Consider the following 18,457-nt stretch of genomic DNA (forward strand, 5'->3'; position numbering starts at 1 on the left):
GCTTATCCCGCCGCCAGCAGTTCGGCTTTCACCTCGTCCAACACACGCTTGCCTTCGGCGCCCTGTATACGGGCGATATCGTCCTGATATTTCAATAGCGTGCCCAATGTATCCGAAACTGTCTCGGGATCGAGCGCCAGCCGATCGAGTTCCGTCAGGGCAGTCGCCCAGTCGATCGTCTCGGCAACGCCCGGATTCTTGAAGAGATCGAGCGTGCGCAGCTTCTGTACATAGGCGACGATCTGGTGCGACAGCGCTTCGTTGCAGCCAGGCACCTTGCGGCGAATGATCTCAAGCTCCTGCTCGGCCGCAGGATAATCGACCCAATGATAGAGGCAGCGCCGTTTCAGGGCGTCATGCACCTCGCGCGTCCGGTTCGTGGTGATGATGACGATTGGCGGTTCGGCGGCGCGGATGGTTCCGAGCTCCGGCACCGTCACCTGAAAATCGGACAGCACCTCCAGCAGAAATGCCTCGAAAGCCTCGTCGGTGCGATCCAACTCATCGATCAGGAAGACCGGCGCCCGACCGCCGATGGACGACAGCGCCTGCAGCACCGGCCGGCGGATCAGATAGCGCTCGGAGAAGATATCGGCTTCGATACGGTCGCGGTCGGTGAGCCCCGATGCTTCTGCCAGTCGGATTTCCAGCATCTGTGCCGGATAGTTCCATTCGTAGACGGCCGAGGAGACATCCAGCCCTTCATAGCATTGCAGCCGGATGAGCGGCCGGTCGAGCGCCTTCGCCAGGACCTTGGCAATTTCCGTTTTGCCGACGCCGGCCTCGCCCTCGAGAAAGAGCGGCCGTTTCATCTTCAATGCGAGAAACAAAACAGTGCCGAGCGCGCGTCCGGCCAGATAGTCCTGGGCGCCGAGCAATGCCATCGTCTCATCGATCGAACTCGGCAGTGAAGGTAAAGTCTGATCCGCCATGATAACTCCCTTGCAGGGGTTATAGCGTGTGATAGCCGCGGTTCATATAGAGGAGTGCCGGCTTCGGTTCGCTATAGCGTATGGCCATCACTTCGCCGAAGATGATGTTGTGGGTGGAGGCCTGCTTGATCTCGAGTACGCGGCAATCGAAGGCGGCAAGCGCATCGGCAAGCACCGGCGCACCCGTGACCAGCGTCTCGAACTTGCCGGCAGCGAAACGCTCGTCGACAGTCAGCTGCGTTTTGCCGGAAAAGGCATCTGCCAGGGCTTGATGATCGGCACCCAGCGAATTCAGGGCAAAGATGCCGCTTTTGAAGAAGATTTCGTTCTTGACGTTGCTGTTGTTGAGGCAAATCAGAACCGTCGCGGGGCTGTCCGACACCGAGCACGCGGCCGTGATCGTCACGCCACGCCGCTCCGCGCCGAGTGCCGTCGTCACCAGCTGCACATGGCCGGCATAGCGGCTCATGGCATCGCGATAAAGCGCCGGATCCATACGTTGCCTGTCTAGCACCACCGTCTCCTTTGTTGAGTCGTGCTTGCCTATCATGGAATATGACGGTCAGGCGTTAGCTTTTCTACAATAGGATTATTGAAAACAGAGCGATTTTGCTGCTTTTTCTTTGACGATGCCCCGCAGACGGATAAATAGAGCAGAAAAATTGTCCGGGATACTCCATTGATGAACGTTCTGCGCCGCCTTCCGCTCCTGCTTGCGCTGCTTTCGGCAGCCGGCAGCAGCTATGCCGCGGGAATTCACATCGGCGTCGTGGCCCCGCAGGACGGTAATTTTGCAACGCTGGGGGCAGAGATAACCGCTGGCGCAAATTTCGAGGTCCAGGCTCAAAAGGATACGGCGACCGTCGTCAACGAGCCTTGCACGGAGGATGGCGGCCGAGCGGCCGCTGAAGCGCTGGTGGCTGCCAAGGCACAAGTTGCAATTGGCTTTCTCTGCACGGAGACCCTCGAGGGCGCGCTGCCGCGCCTCAAGGATGCCGGCATTCCCGTCATCACCGTTTCCGTGCGCTCGCGCATCCTCATGGAAGACGCGTTGAAGAACGGCTGGCCCCTCTTTCGCCTGGCACCGGTCGATAGCGCCGAGGCAGCCGTGGCAATCGATACAATTCTGAAAAACTGGGTTGCGGAACCGATGGCGCTGATCGATGACGGCACGATACACGGCCGCGAACTGGTCGGCGCTATCCGCAATGCGCTTGAAGAAAAAGGGCTGAAGCCTGTTTTCACCGATACGTACCGTCCTGGACAGGACCAGCAGATCGCCCTCGTGCGACGACTGAAGAAGGCAGGTGCAACGCGCGTCTTCGTCGGCGGCGACCGCAGCGATGTCGCCGTGATCGCCCGTGACGCCAAGAGCGAGAACATCCCGTTGGTCCTGATGGGCGGCGATGCCATGCGTGCCGCAGACCAGCCCCTTCCCTTGCTGGAGGGTGTGCAGGCAATCGCACTGCCCGACTATGCCGGCCTGCCGGCAGCCCAGCCCACGATACAGGCGATGCGCGCAGGCGGCATCGAACCTGACGGCTATACGCTGCCGGCCGCGGCAGCGGCGCAGATCGCCAGCCAGGCAGCGCACGGCGCCAAGGCGGACAATAAACCCATTGCCGAAAAGCTCGTCGGAACGGTTTTTCAGACAATAATCGGCCCGATCTCGTTCGGACAGAACCACGAATTGACCGAAAACCCTTATCGCCTGCTGGAATGGCGGGGCAATACCTTCGTGCCGATGACGTCGCCGTCGAATTGAGGTGATCCGTTCGGGCGGTTGTTTGCCCGCGAGAGCGGTGCTAATCCAGACGCCACTGCATAATCTAAAGCACTACAGCGACCCTAGCGCGTCACATGTGACGCGCGGCGCTGTAGACATCAGTTGGAGCTCAGCTACCCATGACCTTGCCGATCCGCATTGCCCCTTCCATTCTCGCCGCCGACTTCGCCAAGCTCGGGCAGGAAGTCAAGGATGTGACCGAAGCCGGCGCCGACTGGATCCATCTCGATGTCATGGACGGCCATTTCGTGCCGAACATCTCCTTCGGCGCCGATGTCATCAAGGCGCTGCGTCCGTACACGACAGCCACTTTCGACTGTCATCTGATGATCTCGCCGGCCGATCCCTATCTGGAAGCCTTTGCCAAGGCCGGCTGCGACCGCATCACGGTTCACGCCGAAGCCGGCGTGCATCTGCACCGCTCGCTGCAGACGATCCGCCATCTCGGCAAGAAGGTCGGCGTTACCCTCAACCCGGCAACGCCGCTTTCCGTGCTCGAAAACGTGCTCGATGACATCGACCTGATCCTGATCATGTCGGTCAATCCAGGCTTCGGCGGCCAGAAGTTCATCCCCGCCATGGCGGACAAGATCCGCGACGCCAAGTCCCTGATCGGTGACAGGCCGATCGAGCTCGAAGTCGATGGCGGCGTCTCGGTCGAAAGCGCTCCTCTCATCACGGCATCCGGCGCCAACGTCCTCGTGGCTGGCTCCGCCATCTTCAAGGGCGAATCGGTTGAAGCCTACCGACAGACGGTCGGGGATCTCAGGGCCGCCGCCGAACGAGGCCGCGTTGGATCAAACTAAACCGACCAACGTCATGACAGCCACGGGCCGGGGACGGTCCGTCGCCTCGCATTGTCTCGAAATTGCCTGCGGTGCGACCGGCTGGGGCGCGGCCATGGCCGCCTCGGCGGTCGCGGCGCTCTATTTGCGCAATGGTCTTCTGACCAGCCACCTCACCGCCCTCACCCTCGTCTATTTCTTCGGCGGCGCCCTCTCCTGGCCCGTCGTGGTGCCCCTTGTCCGGCGTTTTGCCCGCCAGCGGCCGACCAGCGCGCGTTTTGCCGCCTTCTTTCTGGCCCTCTCCATCGGCACCGCGGCAATGACGGCCTTCCTCTTCGCCATGGACTATCGCTGGTTTTATTCGCGCTGGCACGCGCCGTTCGGCTCGCTTATCTGGATCTTCCAGTTCCTGTTCACCGGCGCCAGCGCCGTCTACCAGTTCGCCGTCCTCGGCCTCGCCCTGTTTTTGCCGCTCGGCCTGCTTTGCCTGATCGTCGTTTCGGCCTATCTTGCGCGCCAGAGAGATTGAGGCCCTGAAACATTGTGCCTCTGAAACATTGTGATTGCCGTCCGTCTTTGTTATGGGGGCGCCGAGTTTTCCCTTTCCGCCAGCCAAGAAAGCTTTGAGCCTATGATCCCGCGCTACTCCCGACCGGAAATGGTCGCCATCTGGTCTCCCGAAACCAAGTTCCGCATCTGGTTCGAGATCGAGGCCCATGCCTGTGACGCGCTGGCCGCTCTCGGCGTCATTCCGAAGTCGGCGGCGGATACCATCTGGGAAAAGGGCGGCAAGGCCACGTTCGACGTCGCCCGCATCGATGAGATCGAGGCCGTTACCAAGCACGATGTCATCGCCTTCCTGACGCACCTGGCGGAAATCGTCGGTCCCGATGCCCGTTTCGTGCACCAGGGCATGACCTCCTCAGACGTGCTCGATACCTGCTTCAACGTCCAGCTCGTGCGCGCCAGCGATCTGCTCATCGCCGATATCGACAAGCTGCTGGAAGCTCTGAAGCGGCGCGCCTTCGAGCATAAGGACACCGTCACCATCGGCCGTTCGCACGGCATCCATGCCGAACCCACCACCTTCGGCGTCAAACTGGCGCTTGCCTATGCCGAATTCGAACGCTGCAAGCAGCGCCTGATCGCCGCTCGCGAGGAAGTCGCCACCTGCGCCATCTCCGGCGCCGTCGGCACCTTCGCCAATATCGATCCGCGCGTCGAGGAACATGTCGCCGCCGCCCTCGGCCTGAAGCCGGAACCAGTCTCGACCCAGGTTATACCGCGCGACCGTCACGCCATGTTCTTCGCGACCCTCGGCGTTGTCGCCTCCTCGATCGAGCGTCTCGCAACCGAAATCCGCCATCTGCAGCGCACCGAAGTTCTGGAAGCGGAGGAATATTTCTCTCCGGGCCAGAAGGGCTCCTCCGCCATGCCGCACAAGCGCAATCCGGTGCTGACGGAAAACCTGACCGGTCTCGCCCGCATGGTTCGCTCCTATTCGATCCCTGCCATGGAAAACGTCGCCCTATGGCATGAGCGCGACATCTCGCACTCCTCGGTCGAGCGTATGATCGGCCCGGACGGGACCGTCACGCTTGATTTCGCGTTGGCCCGTCTCACCAGCGTCATCGACAAGCTTCTGGTCTACCCGGACAATATGATGAAGAATCTGAACAAGTTCCGTGGACTTGTTCATTCGCAGCGCGTCCTGCTGGCGCTGACCCAGGCTGGTGTTTCCCGCGAGGATTCCTATCGCCTGGTCCAGCGCAATGCGATGAAGGTCTGGGAAGAAGGCAAGGATTTCCTGGAGGAACTGCTGGCCGACCAGGAGGTGCGCGCCGCTCTCTCGGAAGAAGATATCCGCGAAAAGTTCGACCTTGGCTATCATATCAAGCATGTCGACACGATCTTCAAGCGGGTTTTCGGCTAGGATTTCCCGTTTCCGATTTTGCCTTGCTTGAGGCGGTGGGGCTGACGCGCCGCCTCTTTTTCTTGTTCGCGGCGTCGAGGACGACCGCCTCGTTATGCTCGACGCTCCCGCTGGCCTCTTCCCCGCCCTGTTCCTGGTGGCGCTTCGCCGCCTTCTCGACGAGCCCGGCGAGATGTTTCAAGTCCTCCTCGTCCAGATTTTCGATCCCGATGAAGCGATTTTCAGCGGTGCTTGTCAGGATCAGTTCATTGAGCTTGGCTTGAATGGCCCGTGTATCACGCGTCTGTGCGTTCTGAAGCAGGAAAACCATCAGGAAGGTGACGATCGTCGTGCTGGTGTTGATGACCAGCTGCCACGTGTCGGAATAACCGAAGATCGGCCCACTGGTACCCCAAAGAACCACCGAAAGCAGCGCCAGCACGAAAATGACCGGCTTGCCGGCCCATTCCGAAACCAAAACTGCGAAACGGGTGAAAACATGGGTAAGTCGTGTCATGATCCGCATCTCCTTGTGATGCGGATCAACGTGAAAACCGGCCTGCGGTTCCAACGGTAGCGGCCTGCCTCCTAGGCCGGTCGCCCTTAATCTTCAGCCACGATCAGCTTGCGGTAGAGATGCCAGGACGCATGGCCCAGGATCGGCATAACGACTGCCAGTCCTGCAAAGATCGGGATGGTACCGGCAATAAGCAGCGCCGCCACGATCAGACCCCAGACAGCGATCGGAACCGGATTGATCAACGTCGCCCGGATACTCGCATCGATCGCGGCAACGACACCGACGTCACGGTCCAGCAGCAGCTGGAAAGTAACGACCGTGGTCGTCAGGGCGACGAGAGCGAAGAGGAAGCCGATCAAATCCCCCCAAAGCATCATCGCCAGGCCCTCGCGCGTCGTCAGCACGCTCGACACGAAGGATGAGAGCGTCGGAGGGACACCATCGCCGAAATAGATGAAGTAGATATTCCTCGCCACGAAGAGCCACACGATGAACAGGCCGAACAGCATGAGGCCGGCTACGATGATCGACGGCAAGGCCGGCGAGAAGCGCACGTCGAACGCATGGCTCCATGACGTATCCAGCCCCTTTTCCCGCCGCCGGCTGATCTCGTAGAGGCCGATCGCAGCCAGTGGCCCGAGCAGGGCGAAGCCGGACATCAGCGGAAACAGCAATGGCAGCAGATTCTGATCGGTGCTCCAGATCGCCAGCGCAATGCCGGCAATCGGATACATCAGGCACAGGAAGACGTAGTGCGATGGCTTTTCGCTGAAATCGTCCAGCCCCATTTTCAGGGCATCGACGAGATCGGCGATAGCGATCTTACGGATGGCGGGACGCGTAAAACTGTGATCCGCTCCAGCCATGACGTGAAAGGCCGTCATAATGCTCTCCTCCTCAACCGTGGTGCTCGGCTGGCGGCGCAAGATGGCGGCAAAACGGGTCGCCGACATCGTCATTCGCTACCGGCAGCGGCAATGCTAGCAAATTTTGCCGCAATTGTCGCCTTTTCCCTTGACAGTCGGGCTCCCCTTTTCCACATCGGCGAAATCATGAAAGCCTCCGACGCAAACATCCTGATCATCCCCGGCTATACGAATTCCGGCCCTGACCACTGGCAGACCCGCTGGGAGCAGAAGCTCTCGACCGCGCGGCGCGTGGAACAGGCGGAATGGTCGAAGCCAGTGCGCGACGATTGGGTGGCCCGCATTGCAGAAGAAGTGAATGCCGCGGACAAGCCCGTCGTGCTTGTCGCGCATTCGCTCGGCGTTCCCTCCGTCATCCATGCGATCCCGCATTTCCGCAACAAGGTCGCAGGCGCTTTCTTCGTCGCGCCGCCTGACGTTGCCAATCCGGCCATCCGGCCGAAGCATCTGATGACGTTCGGCCCCTATCCGCGTGATCCGCTTCCCTTTCCGTCGATCACGATTGCCAGCCGCAACGATCCCTTCGGCAGCTACGAACATGCTGATGACATCGCCAGCAGCTGGGGCTCGATGCTGATAGATGCCGGCGAATCCGGTCACATCAACACCGAATCCGGCCACGGCCCCTGGCCTGAGGGCACGATGGTCTTTGCCAAGTTTCTCAGCCAGCTAAAGCCCTAGTATTATTGACGAGTAATAATGGATAGAAGGAATGTCTCGCCCACTAGCCTGTGAAGTACCGGGCGCCTTCATTCCATCGACAAATAAAAGCCTGTAAAACAGTCCATGACTGGACCCCGAATCTGGCGTCGGCATCCAGCCAAGGCCGGAATTCCGAGGAAGGAGGCGCAGGCGGATTGTGAATTCGCTTCTTATCCGTTATGGGGACGCCACATACGATCCACTTGCGCTGTCCCATGAGCGCCAAAGACAGAGAACAATACCAATGAACCGTCGCCGCCGTATTTACGAGGGCAAGGCCAAGATCCTTTACGAGGGGCCTGAGCCGGGCACGCTGATCCAGTTCTTCAAGGACGACGCCACCGCCTTCAACAAGAAAAAGCACGAAGTCATCGATGGCAAGGGTGTTCTGAACAATCGTATCTGCGAATATATCTTCAGCCATCTGAACAAGATCGGCATTCCCACGCATTTCATCCGCCGCCTCAACATGCGCGAGCAGCTGATCAAGGAAGTGGAGATGATCCCGCTCGAGATCGTCGTGCGCAATGTTGCCGCCGGCTCGCTCGCCAAGCGCCTCGGTATCGAGGAAGGCGTGGTGCTGCCACGCTCGATTATCGAATTCTATTATAAGTCCGACGCGCTCGAAGACCCGATGGTCTCCGAAGAGCACATCACGGCTTTCGGCTGGGCCAATCCGGCAGAACTCGATGACATCATGGCGCTTGCCATCCGCGTCAACGATTTCATGACGGGCCTCTTCCTTGGCGTCGGCATCCAGCTCGTCGATTTCAAGATCGAATGCGGCCGCCTGTTCGAAGGCGACATGATGCGCATCATCCTCGCCGATGAAATCTCGCCGGACAGCTGCCGTCTCTGGGACATCGAAACTCGCGAAAAGATGGATAAGGACCGCTTCCGCCGCGATATGGGCGGACTGCTGGAAGCCTATTCCGAAGTGGCTCGCCGCCTCGGCATCATCAATGAAAACGAACCCGTGCGCGGCACGGGACCGGTTCTCGTCAAGTAAGTTCAGGAAGGACAATCGTGATCAAGGCTCGTGTAACCGTCACGCTGAAGAACGGCGTTCTCGATCCGCAGGGCAAGGCAATCGAAGGCGCGCTCGGCGCGCTCGGCTTTGACGGCGTCCATCAGGTCCGCCAGGGCAAGGTCTTCGATCTGGAACTGGAAGGCACCGACAGGAACAAGGCCGAAGCCGATCTGAAGGCCATGTGTGAAAAGCTTCTCGCCAATACGGTCATCGAGAATTTCAGCATTTCGATCGACTGATCGTTCTCTTTCGCGAGCCATCCTTCCTTTGCCTGAAGCAATGGAGTATGGCTCTGGAAGCGCTTCCAGCGATCATCCCTAGCCTCTTGCGGGACCAGCATCATGAAATCAGCAGTCGTCCAACTCCCCGGCCTCAATCGCGATCGCGACATGATCGCGGCGCTGACCAAGATTTCCGGCCATGCGCCCGTAACGGTCTGGCAGACGGAAACGGAGATTCCGGATGTCGACCTGATCGTCATTCCCGGCGGTTTCTCCTACGGCGATTATCTGCGCTGCGGCGCGATCGCCGCCCGCATGCCTATCATGCAGGCGATCAAGGACAAGGCCGACAAGGGCGTCAAGGTCTTGGGGGTCTGCAACGGCTTCCAGATCCTGTTGGAAGCAGGCATGCTGCCGGGTGCGCTGATGCGCAACGCCTCTTTGAAATTCGTCTGCCGCGAGGTGAAGCTGGAAGTCGTCAATGCCGAGACGGACTTCACGACCGCCTATGCCAAGGGCCAGATCATCCGCAGCCCGGTCGCCCATCACGACGGCAACTATTTCGCCGATGCCGAGACGCTGAAGGCGATCGAAGACAACGGCCAGGTGGTCTTCCGCTATGCCGAAGGCACCAACCCCAACGGCTCGGTCAACGACATTGCCGGCGTCATGAACGCCAAGGGCAATGTGCTCGGCATGATGCCCCATCCGGAAAACCTGATCGAGGCGGCCCATGGCGGCAATGACGGTCGCGGTCTGTTTGCGTCCGCACTCGGCGTGATTGCGGCCTGATAGGTCGCGTCGCGACCGCAACCATAAAATCGGCGTTATTGGATCAAACAGCAGGGCACCGGAATACCACCCGGCAGACCAGCTCTAACCGCCTTATTGGAAAGAAATTAATGCGTCTTCGCCTTCTGACAGGACTTTACTCCGCCGCTGCCATCGCGATGCTTGGGCTGTTGGTCACCTCGTGCGGCCCGCGCCCGCCGAGCATCACCGCGACCGATCACAGCGCCCTGTCAACGATGGAACGCATCATGCTCAACGCCAATACCTGCTGGTTCAAGTCTTCGGACCCGGCTTTTGCCAGTTATCAGCTTGCTCCGGAGCTCAACTCCTTTACCGGTCGGCCGCGCATCCTCGTCGTCGACAAGAAGCATCCGACCGGCCGGCCGTCGCTCGTTGTGCAAGCGGAAGGCAATCCCGCACAGCTGCAGGCCTTCGGTCCGATGATGTCGGGCGCTTCCGGCGGCCGCATCACGGGCGACGTCAATCGCTGGGCTGGGGGCTCGAAGGCTTGCAGCTAGGCTGTGGCCTGAAATCCATCCGCTTTAGCGGCAGCCCCCCAGCTGATGCATGACGTGCCCTCAATCTCGGGGATCATTGTCATGGACAGATTCGTCATTCTTTCGGGCTGCTCCGGCGGCGGCAAATCCACATTGCTGGAGGCGCTCAAGCGTCGCGGCCACAATGCCGTCGAAGAGCCGGGGCGACGCATCGTCATCGAGGAACTGGAAGGCGATGGCTCCGCCTTGCCCTGGGTCGATGCAGCGGCCTTCGCGCGCCGGGCGATCGCCCTGTCGCTCGCCGATCGCAAGACAGCAGCGGCAATTCCAGGTACTGTCTTCTTCGACAGGGGATTGATCGATGCCGCATCTGCGCTGGAGCACCTGACGGGTGAGCGTGTGCTGACTTCGCTCGGCCGATTGCATCGCTATAACAGACATGTCTTCCTGACGCCGCCCTGGCCGGAGATCTATGTCGGCGATCGTGAGCGGAGGCATGATTTTACAGCAGCGGTCGCGGAATACGATCGGCTGAGCACCGCTTATCCGGCGCTCGGCTATGAAGTCCACGTGCTGCCGAAAATCGGCGTGGAGGAACGCGCCGATTTCGTTTGTTCCATTCTGAAGCTCGATTAGGCCGGCTGCCTGTTCAGTCCCAGAAAAACGACTTCTTTGCTTCGGCTGCCGCCTCGTTCCGGGTCAGGCCAATGTCGTTCAGTTGATCGTCGGTCAAATATCGCAGAACCCAGCGGCTCTCACGCTTCTCCAGCCAATGCCGATAAACGGCCCAAAGCCGGCGCAACGGATGCGGCTTTGGCACCGCCGTCCGGACCTTTGCACCTGCCAAGGACGCAACTTGCGCCTCAGCCGAGCAGATTGTATCTATTGTGCCCATTTTCACTCTCGCAAGATGGTGACAATTCTCGAGTATCGAGCCAAACGATACAAATTGAGTCATAATCTTGACTCGCGGACAGAGACAATCTAGGAAATTGTCATTATGACAAATTGGCTTCCTGACATTTCAAGCGGAACGGGCCCGGTTTACATCCGCGTCGCCGACAGCATCGAGAATGCGATTACGCATGGCGTCTTGCCGCCGGGCACGAAGCTGCCGCCGCAGCGCAACCTTGCCTATGATATCGGCGTGACCATCGGCACAGTCAGCAGAGCCTATGCCCTCGTTCACGAACGCGGCCTCGTGGCCGGTGAAGTCGGTCGCGGCACCTATGTGCTGGAACGCTCGAACGGCAAGCAGATCGAACCGGTCGATCCGATCACGCAGGCACTTGCCGGCACCCGTGGCCTGAATACGCCCGATGCCAAGATCCGCTTCGACACGACCGCCGCGCCCGATATCGGCCAGGGTCAGATCATCGGCAAGCTCTTCGCCGATATCAGCAGCGAGCATCAGACGGAAATCTCCTCCTATTCCCGCAATTTTCCGGCCAGTTGGTTTCAGGCGGGGCAGATCTGGCTCGCGCGCAACGGCTGGAAGCCGGCAATCGAGACGATCGTGCCGACGCTCGGCGCGCATGCCGCCGCCATAGCAGTCATATCGGCCGTCACCTCGCCGGGCGACAAGATCGTGTTCGAAAACCTCACCTATACGCAGATCAGCCGCGCCGCCCGCCTCCTTGGGAGACGCTCGATCCTCGTAGACTCGGACGAGCATGGGATGGTCCCGGAGGATTTCGAACGTCTTTGCCAGCAGCAGCATCCGCGCCTCGCCTTCCTGATGCCGACAGCCCATAATCCCACGCTGGTGACAATGCCCGAGGCAAGACGCCGGGCTATTGCCGCCATCGCGCGCCGGCACAGCGTATGGCTGATCGAGGACGATCTCTACGGCGGCATGACCGGCGACCAGAACCCATTAATGGCCGCCATCGCGCCGGAGCGGACTTTCGTGGTCAGCAGCCTGTCGAAATCGGTGACAGCCGGCGTGCGCGGCGGCTGGGTCGCTTGCCCGCCCCATTTTGCCCAGCGCATCAAAGTCACCCACAAGATGACCACCGGCGGTTTGCCTTTCATATTGGCCGAAACCTGCGCACGGCTCGTGCTCGGCGGCCATGCCCTGGAACTGCGCCGCAAATCCGTCGAAGAGATCAAGGCCCGTGAGCAATTGGCGCGCGAGGCATTATCGGGCTTCGAGTTCAATTCGCATCCGCATCTGCCATTCCTGTGGCTGAAGCTGCCGGAGCCCTGGCTTTCCGGGACGTTCAAGAACGCCGCCCTCTCCGAAGGCGTGCTCATTGATGATGAGGATGAATTCAAGGCCGCCCGAATCGACAGGGTCTATCACCGCGTCCGCGTCGCCTTTTCGTCGCCGCCACAGCGAGAAGATGTCGCGGCGGGGTTCATGACATTACGCAGGTTGTTGGAAAACGGCTCGTCAGGTTACGATAGTCACATTTAAGCAAGCCTTATCAATTTATCGACAGACATCTTGCGCAAATACTCATTCGCCGCCTCGACACTTAGCACACTACCGTTCTATCAAGGAAAGCGAGGATTCGCCCGCTACACTAGGGGGAGCGTATGGCTATTGCAGGCTTTTTGAGCAAGCGTTTAGTTTTGAGTTTTCTGACAGTCAGTTCGATATTCGTCGCGGGTCAATCGGCCGCAATCGCTGCCGATACGGTGGCGGCGGCTCCCGCCCCTCAAGTCAAAATCTTCGACGAACTCCGTTTCGGCGCCAGCGGCTCCATCCAAGGCGGCAACGAGCACGAAAATGGTGTCTTCCCGGACGTTCAGGTCCTCTTCAATCCGTTCGGCTACAATCCAACTGCCGACTGGAAGGATCAACTGACCCATCCGCGCATCCATGTAGGCACGTCGATCGGTACGTCGGGCTCTGCGACGCAGGTCTATGGCGGCCTTTCCTGGACGCTCACGCATAGCAACGGCATCTTCACCGAACTCGGCTTCGGCGGCACGGTGCACACTGGCAACCTCGACGACTGGCGAGAGCACGGGCCGATGCTCGGCTGCCGCCTGCTCTTCCATGAATATGCCGGCCTCGGCTATAATTTCGACAGTCATTGGAACGTAATGGCGCAGATCGCGCATTCGTCGCATGCCAATCTTTGCGATGGGCCTAACGGGGGCATGACGCGCGCCGGCATCATGATCGGTTATAAATTCTGATCCTTGCGAAGCGGCCGCCCATGGCCGCATCGCCGATTTCCGCTGCACCCACGCCGGCGTGTTGTGAACGCGGGTGATTTTCCTGTCGCACGACAGGGAGAGTTGCGCTAAAGAGACCCCGATCCCTGACCGGTCTTCCAATCCTTTACAGGCAAGGACACTCGAGCGCCCATGACCCTTTCCAATTCGATCCAGATCACCCCGGAACTGATTGCCGCCCACGGCCTCAAGCCGGATGAATATCAGCGCATTCTGGATCTGATCGGCCGCGAGCCCACCTTCACCGAGCTCGGCATCTTTTCGGCCATGTGGAACGAGCACTGCTCCTACAAGTCTTCCAAGAAGTGGCTGCGCACCCTGCCGACCAAGGGACCGCGCGTCATCCAGGGCCCGGGTGAGAATGCCGGCGTCGTCGATATCGATGATGGCGACTGCGTCGTCTTCAAGATGGAAAGCCACAACCACCCCTCCTATATCGAGCCGTATCAGGGCGCTGCGACCGGCGTCGGCGGTATCCTGCGCGACGTCTTCACCATGGGCGCCCGCCCGGTCGCCGCGATGAACGCGCTGCGCTTCGGTGAGCCGGATCATCCGAAGACCCGCCATCTCGTCTCAGGAGTCGTTGCCGGCGTAGGCGGTTACGGCAATTCCTTCGGCGTTCCGACCGTCGGCGGCGAAGTCGAGTTCGATGCGCGCTACAACGGCAACATCCTTGTCAACGCCTTTGCCGCGGGCCTCGCGAAATCCAACGCCATCTTCCTGTCGGAAGCCAAGGGCGTCGGCCTCCCCGTCGTCTATCTCGGCGCCAAGACCGGCCGTGACGGCGTCGGCGGCGCGACCATGGCGTCCGCCGAGTTCGACGAATCGATCGAGGAAAAGCGCCCCACCGTTCAGGTTGGCGACCCCTTCACAGAGAAATGCCTGCTGGAAGCCTGCCTGGAGCTGATGCAGACGGGTGCGGTCATCGCCATCCAGGACATGGGTGCGGCCGGCCTCACTTGCTCCGCCGTCGAAATGGGCGCCAAGGGCGACCTCGGCATCGAACTCGATCTCGACAAGGTGCCGGTGCGCGAAGAGCAGATGACGGCCTATGAGATGATGCTCTCGGAAAGCCAGGAGCGCATGCTCATGGTGCTGCAGCCGGAAAAGGAAGCCGTGGCCAAGGCGATCTTCGTCAAATGGGGCCTCGATTTCGCCATTGTCGGCAAGACGACCGATGACCTGCGTTTCCGCGTCATCCATCAGGGCGAAGAAGTCGCCAACCTGCCGATCAAGGATCTCGGCGACCAGGCTCCCGAATATGACCGCCCGTGGCGGGAATCCGACAAGCGCGCCGCCCTGCCCGCCGATCTCGTCGCTGCGCCGGAAGACTACGGTCAGACCCTGCTGAAGTTGGTCGGCTCCGCCAACCAGTCCAGCCGCCGTTGGGTCTACGAACAATATGACACGCTGATCCAGGGCAACTCGCTGCAGCTTCCCGGAGGCGACGCCGGCGTCGTCCGCGTCGAGGGCCATCCGACCAAGGCTCTCGCCTTTTCCTCGGACGTCACGCCGCGTTATGTCGAAGCCGATCCCTTCGAAGGCGGCAAGCAGGCGGTGGCCGAATGCTGGCGCAACATCACGGCAACCGGCGCCGAGCCGCTGGCCGCGACCGACAATCTGAATTTCGGCAATCCGGAAAAGCCCGAAATCATGGGCCAGTTCGTCGGCGCCATCAAAGGCATCGGCGAAGCCTGCCGCGCACTGGATTTCCCGATCGTCTCGGGCAATGTCTCGCTCTACAACGAAACCAATGGTGTCGCCATCCTGCCGACCCCGACCATCGCCGGCGTCGGCCTGCTGCCGGATTGGAAGGCCATGGCCCGCATCGGCTCCGCTTCGGAAGGTGACCACGTTTTGATGATCGGTGTCGACGGCAGCCATCTCGGCTCCTCGATCTATCTGCGCGATATCATCGGCTCGACCGACGGCCCTGCTCCGGAAGTCGATCTCTTCGCCGAACGCCGCAATGGCGATTTCGTGCGCTCCGCTATCCGCAACGGTCAGGTCACGGCCTGCCACGACATTTCGTCCGGCGGTCTCGCACTCGCTCTGGCGGAAATGGCGATGGCATCCGGCAAGGGCCTGCGTATCGATCTCGGCGAATGCAAGACATTGCCGCATGCAGCCCTCTTCGGCGAGGATCAGGCCCGCTACGTCATCGCTGTTCCGGCCGATGTGGCGGATTTCGTCTGCATCAATGCGGAAAGCGCCGGTGTGCCCTTCCGCCGTCTCGGAACGGTCGGCGGCGATGCACTCGTCGTCGATGGCCTGTTAACGCTTCCGGTTGAACAGTTGCGCGACGCGCATGAATCGTGGTTTCCTGCCTTCATGGATGGCGGCGCGCTCGCCGCTGCTGAATAATCGAGGTACCACTTATGCCAATGAACCCCGGCGATATCGAAGACATGATCAAGGCCGGCATTCCCGGCGCCAAGGTGACGATTCGCGACCTGGCCGGGGATGGCGATCACTATGCCGCCGAAGTTGTCGCGGAAGCTTTCCGAGGCAAGAGCCGCGTGCAGCAGCATCAGATGGTCTATGATGCCCTGAAGGGCAATATGGGCGGCGTGCTGCACGCTCTCGCCCTGCAGACGTCAGCGCCCGACTGAGAGTGCCCGCGCCGCTTCGCCGGAGTTGAAGCTCAGCTCCGGCAATCTCTTCACCGAGAATTCAGCGAAATCCGCGGCCGGCAACGGACCGGCTGTCATGAGCGTGAAATCGAAGAAGGCCCTAAGATCGGGGCCGAGCACATATTGCCGGTGAACCCGCAGGAGATCCCGTTTGATCTTCTTGTAGTGCTTTTCGGACAGCATCTGCTTGAAGCGCACGAAGAGGATCGAGGCCTGCCGGGCATCCTCATGCCCGCAAACAGCGGCGACCTTTGCCTTATAAAAATGGATCGCATCGGTCAGACAGTGCACGTCGAGCCAGAAGATATCCTTGCAGCGTGCGATCAATCCCACGCGTGAGCGCAGCACGTTAGCCGGCCGCATGAGAGCACATTGCAGGATGGCACTGCCAAGGGTGGCAAACACCACGCGCTTGCCCTGCAGCAGGTCCGGCTCACGCTCCAGCAAGAGGCCGATCACATGAGCGGCCACGGACGAGCCCATGCTATGCGAAGAGATGACGAACTCTTCGGCGTCGGGTTCTTCCAAGGCTTGCCGGACGCTGGCGGCGCTGGCTTCCAGCCACTGTTCCGCGCCTATTCCGTTCAAACCCGCCATCGCGACCGCCATCTCCCAATCGGAGAAGAGATGCAGCGTATGCAGTTTTTCCGCCTGCGGCAGAAAAACATAGACGAAGAAGGCGATCGCGAGCGCGATGCTGCCGATATGGCTCCAGGCTGGCAGCCCGAAAAAGATTGGCGTAAACGCGATCGACAGGCTGAGAATCAGTCCCGCAAGCATCAGCAGAAAGGGAAAGATAAAGAAGAGGCCAAAGCGCCATGCGTACCGGAAATAACCGGTCATCCCGCCGGAAGCGGCAACTTTTGCAGCGGCGAGATAGCCCTGCATCACCCGCGTAAAGAACGGCCTGCCGTTCAGGGTGGCGACCAGATCATTGTGATCGACGATATGAATGCGGCTTTGTGAATGCCAGTCCGCAGCCGTCGCAGTGACGTCGAAATACGGCGCCCGACCGAAATTCTTTATTTCATCCACCGACGCGGTGAAATCCCAGGCGGCAGCACTCTGCCGCGCAGAGCGCTCGTAACGAGCCCGATGTGCGGCAGCGTCCAGCGGCTCGAAGCCAGGGAAGTGGAGAACCACCCTCTTCTTGATAGGATTCATATTGTAGTCTGTCCCCGAGGCGCCGATAGCACTGATAAAAAACGGAAGACAGCCATGATCATGGACTGCCGGCTTTTTCATGGCGGAGTAGCCTAATTTGCTGAAAATAGAAATATCGAATCAAGTATTTACGATCATGGCTTAGGTGGAAAGGAAGCTGCTCGTAAGAATTCCTGGCCGCTCTCGTACCATTCGGTCGCGACACTGCACTAACTCAGCATTCATGTCGGGGGTATGGAGAGGCCTCGGCACATGAGTCTACCGGTGGAGCAATCATGATTTTTTGGGTGCTAGGCGGCGCTGCCGGCTGCTGTGTCGGGGCGGTCGAGGCACGGTAGCCGAAAGCGATGCTCAATATAAGAACGATGGCGCTTACGGTCACGGTGCTATTCAGGACCGATGCTCTTGGCGTACGAACATGCTCGAAATATTCCCGCTCGCCTTCGCTGGTGTCGTCAGAGCTGTAAAATTCCCGCTCCTCACCAAGCTGCCCGTCTGAATAATGGTGGTGGCTCATGGTGTCCGCTCCCTCAAAATACGACTGCAATGTTCACACGGGACCGATACGCGCCAAATCGCACCAATCGACAAACTTTAACAAACATACCGATCGTTTGTAAATTAAATAGCAGGCTAATACTAATCGTCCCTTGCTTCACTTTCATGTGTGTTGTTCAGGCATGGAGTTGAAGGCCCGTTTTCAAAACGCACTATTCAGAAAATCAATTCAATGGGCCATTTTCATTGCCGCCGATGACCGTGTATCCGTAAATCCATTCATGCGATGAAAAAGACGATGCGTATGTTTTGCGGCTGGAAATCTTTTCGGCTGCTTGCTATTTAAGGGACAGATGTAACGCTGCGGACCTTGACCCCGCATGTGAAAGGAACTGGACAATGAGCGGCATTCACGAATTCATCGACAATGAAGTTAAGAACAACGACGTCGTTCTTTTCATGAAAGGCACGCCCCAGTTCCCGCAGTGTGGGTTCTCAGGACAGGTTGTCCAGATCCTCGATTATATCGGCGTTGATTATAAAGGCATCAACGTCCTTGCCGATGCCGAGATTCGTCAAGGCATTAAGGACTATTCGAACTGGCCGACCATTCCGCAGCTTTACGTGAAGGGCGAATTCATCGGCGGCTGCGATATCGTGCGCGAAATGTTCCAGGCGGGCGAGTTGCAGCAACACCTTCAGGAACACGGCATCAGCGTTCGCGGCGCCGCCTGACCGGGCACCGGGCTCCTCGTCCGGTTTCCATTGTTAAATTTGATCAATTGGGCGCTGCCGCCGGGCGGCGCCTTGACATGTTTATGGGAATAAAACCGTGACGACTTCATCTCAGGCCATGTCCCATGGGCAGCT

The 18,457-nt window shown here is 59.6% G+C and carries 21 protein-coding genes; 15 read left to right on the plus strand and 6 right to left on the minus strand.

Annotated elements, in window-relative coordinates; all coding sequences use genetic code 11:
• Positions 1 to 2: 2 nt before the first annotated feature.
• Positions 3 to 932, minus strand: a complete 930-nt coding sequence (locus C7U61_RS10255) for a MoxR family ATPase (RefSeq protein ID WP_106997998.1) — start codon at positions 930 to 932, stop codon at positions 3 to 5.
• Between the two features lie 19 nt (positions 933 to 951).
• Positions 952 to 1,446 carry a flavin reductase gene (locus C7U61_RS10260; protein WP_106997999.1) on the minus strand — a complete coding sequence of 165 codons (495 nt, stop codon included), beginning with the start codon at positions 1,444 to 1,446 and terminating at the stop codon, positions 952 to 954.
• Between the two features lie 168 nt (positions 1,447 to 1,614).
• On the opposite strand from C7U61_RS10260, the gene C7U61_RS10265 reads away from it, so the two are divergent.
• The 4 genes from C7U61_RS10265 (at position 1,615) to purB (ending at position 5,436) form a co-directional block, all read left to right on the plus strand.
• Positions 1,615 to 2,697 carry an ABC transporter substrate-binding protein gene (locus C7U61_RS10265; RefSeq protein ID WP_106998000.1) on the plus strand — a complete coding sequence of 361 codons (1,083 nt, stop codon included), beginning with the start codon at positions 1,615 to 1,617 and terminating at the stop codon, positions 2,695 to 2,697.
• Between the two features lie 140 nt (positions 2,698 to 2,837).
• Complete coding sequence (gene rpe / locus C7U61_RS10270) at positions 2,838 to 3,524, plus strand: ribulose-phosphate 3-epimerase (RefSeq protein ID WP_106998001.1); 687 nt, start codon at positions 2,838 to 2,840, stop codon at positions 3,522 to 3,524.
• 13 nt (positions 3,525 to 3,537) lie between these two features.
• Positions 3,538 to 4,032 carry a hypothetical protein gene (locus C7U61_RS10275; protein ID WP_106998002.1) on the plus strand — a complete coding sequence of 165 codons (495 nt, stop codon included), beginning with the start codon at positions 3,538 to 3,540 and terminating at the stop codon, positions 4,030 to 4,032.
• Positions 4,033 to 4,134: 102 nt separating this feature from the next.
• Positions 4,135 to 5,436: an adenylosuccinate lyase gene (gene purB, locus C7U61_RS10280; protein WP_106998003.1), complete on the plus strand. Its 1,302-nt coding sequence runs from the start codon at positions 4,135 to 4,137 to the stop codon at positions 5,434 to 5,436.
• Here purB and C7U61_RS10285 read toward each other — a convergent pair.
• Complete coding sequence (locus tag C7U61_RS10285; RefSeq protein ID WP_106999043.1) at positions 5,417 to 5,932, minus strand: low affinity iron permease family protein; 516 nt, start codon at positions 5,930 to 5,932, stop codon at positions 5,417 to 5,419. The two genes, purB and C7U61_RS10285, sit on opposite strands and share 20 nt — an antisense overlap.
• Positions 5,933 to 6,018: 86 nt before the next feature.
• Complete coding sequence (locus tag C7U61_RS10290; RefSeq protein ID WP_106998004.1) at positions 6,019 to 6,819, minus strand: DUF2189 domain-containing protein; 801 nt, start codon at positions 6,817 to 6,819, stop codon at positions 6,019 to 6,021.
• Between the two features lie 168 nt (positions 6,820 to 6,987).
• On the opposite strand from C7U61_RS10290, the gene C7U61_RS10295 reads away from it, so the two are divergent.
• The 6 genes from C7U61_RS10295 to C7U61_RS10320 all read left to right on the plus strand — a co-directional run bounded on the left by C7U61_RS10295 (position 6,988) and on the right by C7U61_RS10320 (position 10,739).
• Positions 6,988 to 7,542 (plus strand): alpha/beta hydrolase, encoded by a 555-nt coding sequence (locus C7U61_RS10295; protein WP_106999044.1) that lies wholly within the window; start codon positions 6,988 to 6,990, stop codon positions 7,540 to 7,542.
• Between the two features lie 265 nt (positions 7,543 to 7,807).
• On the plus strand, positions 7,808 to 8,572 hold the full coding sequence (gene purC, locus C7U61_RS10300) for a phosphoribosylaminoimidazolesuccinocarboxamide synthase (RefSeq protein WP_069613005.1): 765 nt from the start codon (positions 7,808 to 7,810) through the stop codon (positions 8,570 to 8,572).
• 17 nt (positions 8,573 to 8,589) lie between these two features.
• Positions 8,590 to 8,832 (plus strand): phosphoribosylformylglycinamidine synthase subunit PurS, encoded by a 243-nt coding sequence (gene purS / locus C7U61_RS10305; RefSeq protein ID WP_106998005.1) that lies wholly within the window; start codon positions 8,590 to 8,592, stop codon positions 8,830 to 8,832.
• A 102-nt stretch (positions 8,833 to 8,934) separates the two neighbouring features.
• The gene (gene purQ, locus C7U61_RS10310) at positions 8,935 to 9,606 is read left to right on the plus strand and encodes a phosphoribosylformylglycinamidine synthase subunit PurQ (protein WP_106998006.1); all 672 of its coding nucleotides are present in this window, start codon (positions 8,935 to 8,937) and stop codon (positions 9,604 to 9,606) included.
• A gap of 110 nt (positions 9,607 to 9,716) precedes the next feature.
• Positions 9,717 to 10,124 carry a hypothetical protein gene (locus C7U61_RS10315; RefSeq protein WP_106998007.1) on the plus strand — a complete coding sequence of 136 codons (408 nt, stop codon included), beginning with the start codon at positions 9,717 to 9,719 and terminating at the stop codon, positions 10,122 to 10,124.
• 81 nt (positions 10,125 to 10,205) lie between these two features.
• On the plus strand, positions 10,206 to 10,739 hold the full coding sequence (locus C7U61_RS10320) for an AAA family ATPase (RefSeq protein ID WP_106999045.1): 534 nt from the start codon (positions 10,206 to 10,208) through the stop codon (positions 10,737 to 10,739).
• 13 nt (positions 10,740 to 10,752) lie between these two features.
• On the opposite strand, the gene C7U61_RS10325 is transcribed toward C7U61_RS10320, so the two are convergent.
• Positions 10,753 to 11,061, minus strand: a complete 309-nt coding sequence (locus C7U61_RS10325) for a DUF1127 domain-containing protein (protein ID WP_245410782.1) — start codon at positions 11,059 to 11,061, stop codon at positions 10,753 to 10,755.
• 42 nt (positions 11,062 to 11,103) lie between these two features.
• Between C7U61_RS10325 and C7U61_RS10330 the strand changes: the two genes are divergently transcribed.
• The 4 genes from C7U61_RS10330 to C7U61_RS10345 all read left to right on the plus strand — a co-directional run bounded on the left by C7U61_RS10330 (position 11,104) and on the right by C7U61_RS10345 (position 15,904).
• Complete coding sequence (locus tag C7U61_RS10330) at positions 11,104 to 12,522, plus strand: PLP-dependent aminotransferase family protein (RefSeq protein ID WP_106998009.1); 1,419 nt, start codon at positions 11,104 to 11,106, stop codon at positions 12,520 to 12,522.
• Positions 12,523 to 12,644: 122 nt separating this feature from the next.
• Positions 12,645 to 13,253: an acyloxyacyl hydrolase gene (locus tag C7U61_RS10335; protein WP_181315831.1), complete on the plus strand. Its 609-nt coding sequence runs from the start codon at positions 12,645 to 12,647 to the stop codon at positions 13,251 to 13,253.
• A 171-nt stretch (positions 13,254 to 13,424) separates the two neighbouring features.
• Positions 13,425 to 15,656: a phosphoribosylformylglycinamidine synthase subunit PurL gene (purL, locus tag C7U61_RS10340; protein ID WP_106998010.1), complete on the plus strand. Its 2,232-nt coding sequence runs from the start codon at positions 13,425 to 13,427 to the stop codon at positions 15,654 to 15,656.
• A 14-nt stretch (positions 15,657 to 15,670) separates the two neighbouring features.
• On the plus strand, positions 15,671 to 15,904 hold the full coding sequence (locus C7U61_RS10345; RefSeq protein WP_004108912.1) for a BolA family transcriptional regulator: 234 nt from the start codon (positions 15,671 to 15,673) through the stop codon (positions 15,902 to 15,904).
• Here C7U61_RS10345 and C7U61_RS10350 read toward each other — a convergent pair.
• Positions 15,890 to 17,089 carry a hypothetical protein gene (locus C7U61_RS10350; protein WP_106999047.1) on the minus strand — a complete coding sequence of 400 codons (1,200 nt, stop codon included), beginning with the start codon at positions 17,087 to 17,089 and terminating at the stop codon, positions 15,890 to 15,892. The two genes, C7U61_RS10345 and C7U61_RS10350, sit on opposite strands and share 15 nt — an antisense overlap.
• An 897-nt stretch (positions 17,090 to 17,986) precedes the next feature.
• On the opposite strand from C7U61_RS10350, the gene grxD reads away from it, so the two are divergent.
• Positions 17,987 to 18,322 (plus strand): Grx4 family monothiol glutaredoxin, encoded by a 336-nt coding sequence (gene grxD, locus C7U61_RS10360; protein WP_015340050.1) that lies wholly within the window; start codon positions 17,987 to 17,989, stop codon positions 18,320 to 18,322.
• The last annotated feature ends 135 nt before the right edge of the window (positions 18,323 to 18,457 follow it).

It is taken from the genome of Rhizobium sp. JAB6 (assembly GCF_003024605.1).
Taxonomy (GTDB): Bacteria; Pseudomonadota; Alphaproteobacteria; order Rhizobiales; family Rhizobiaceae; genus Rhizobium.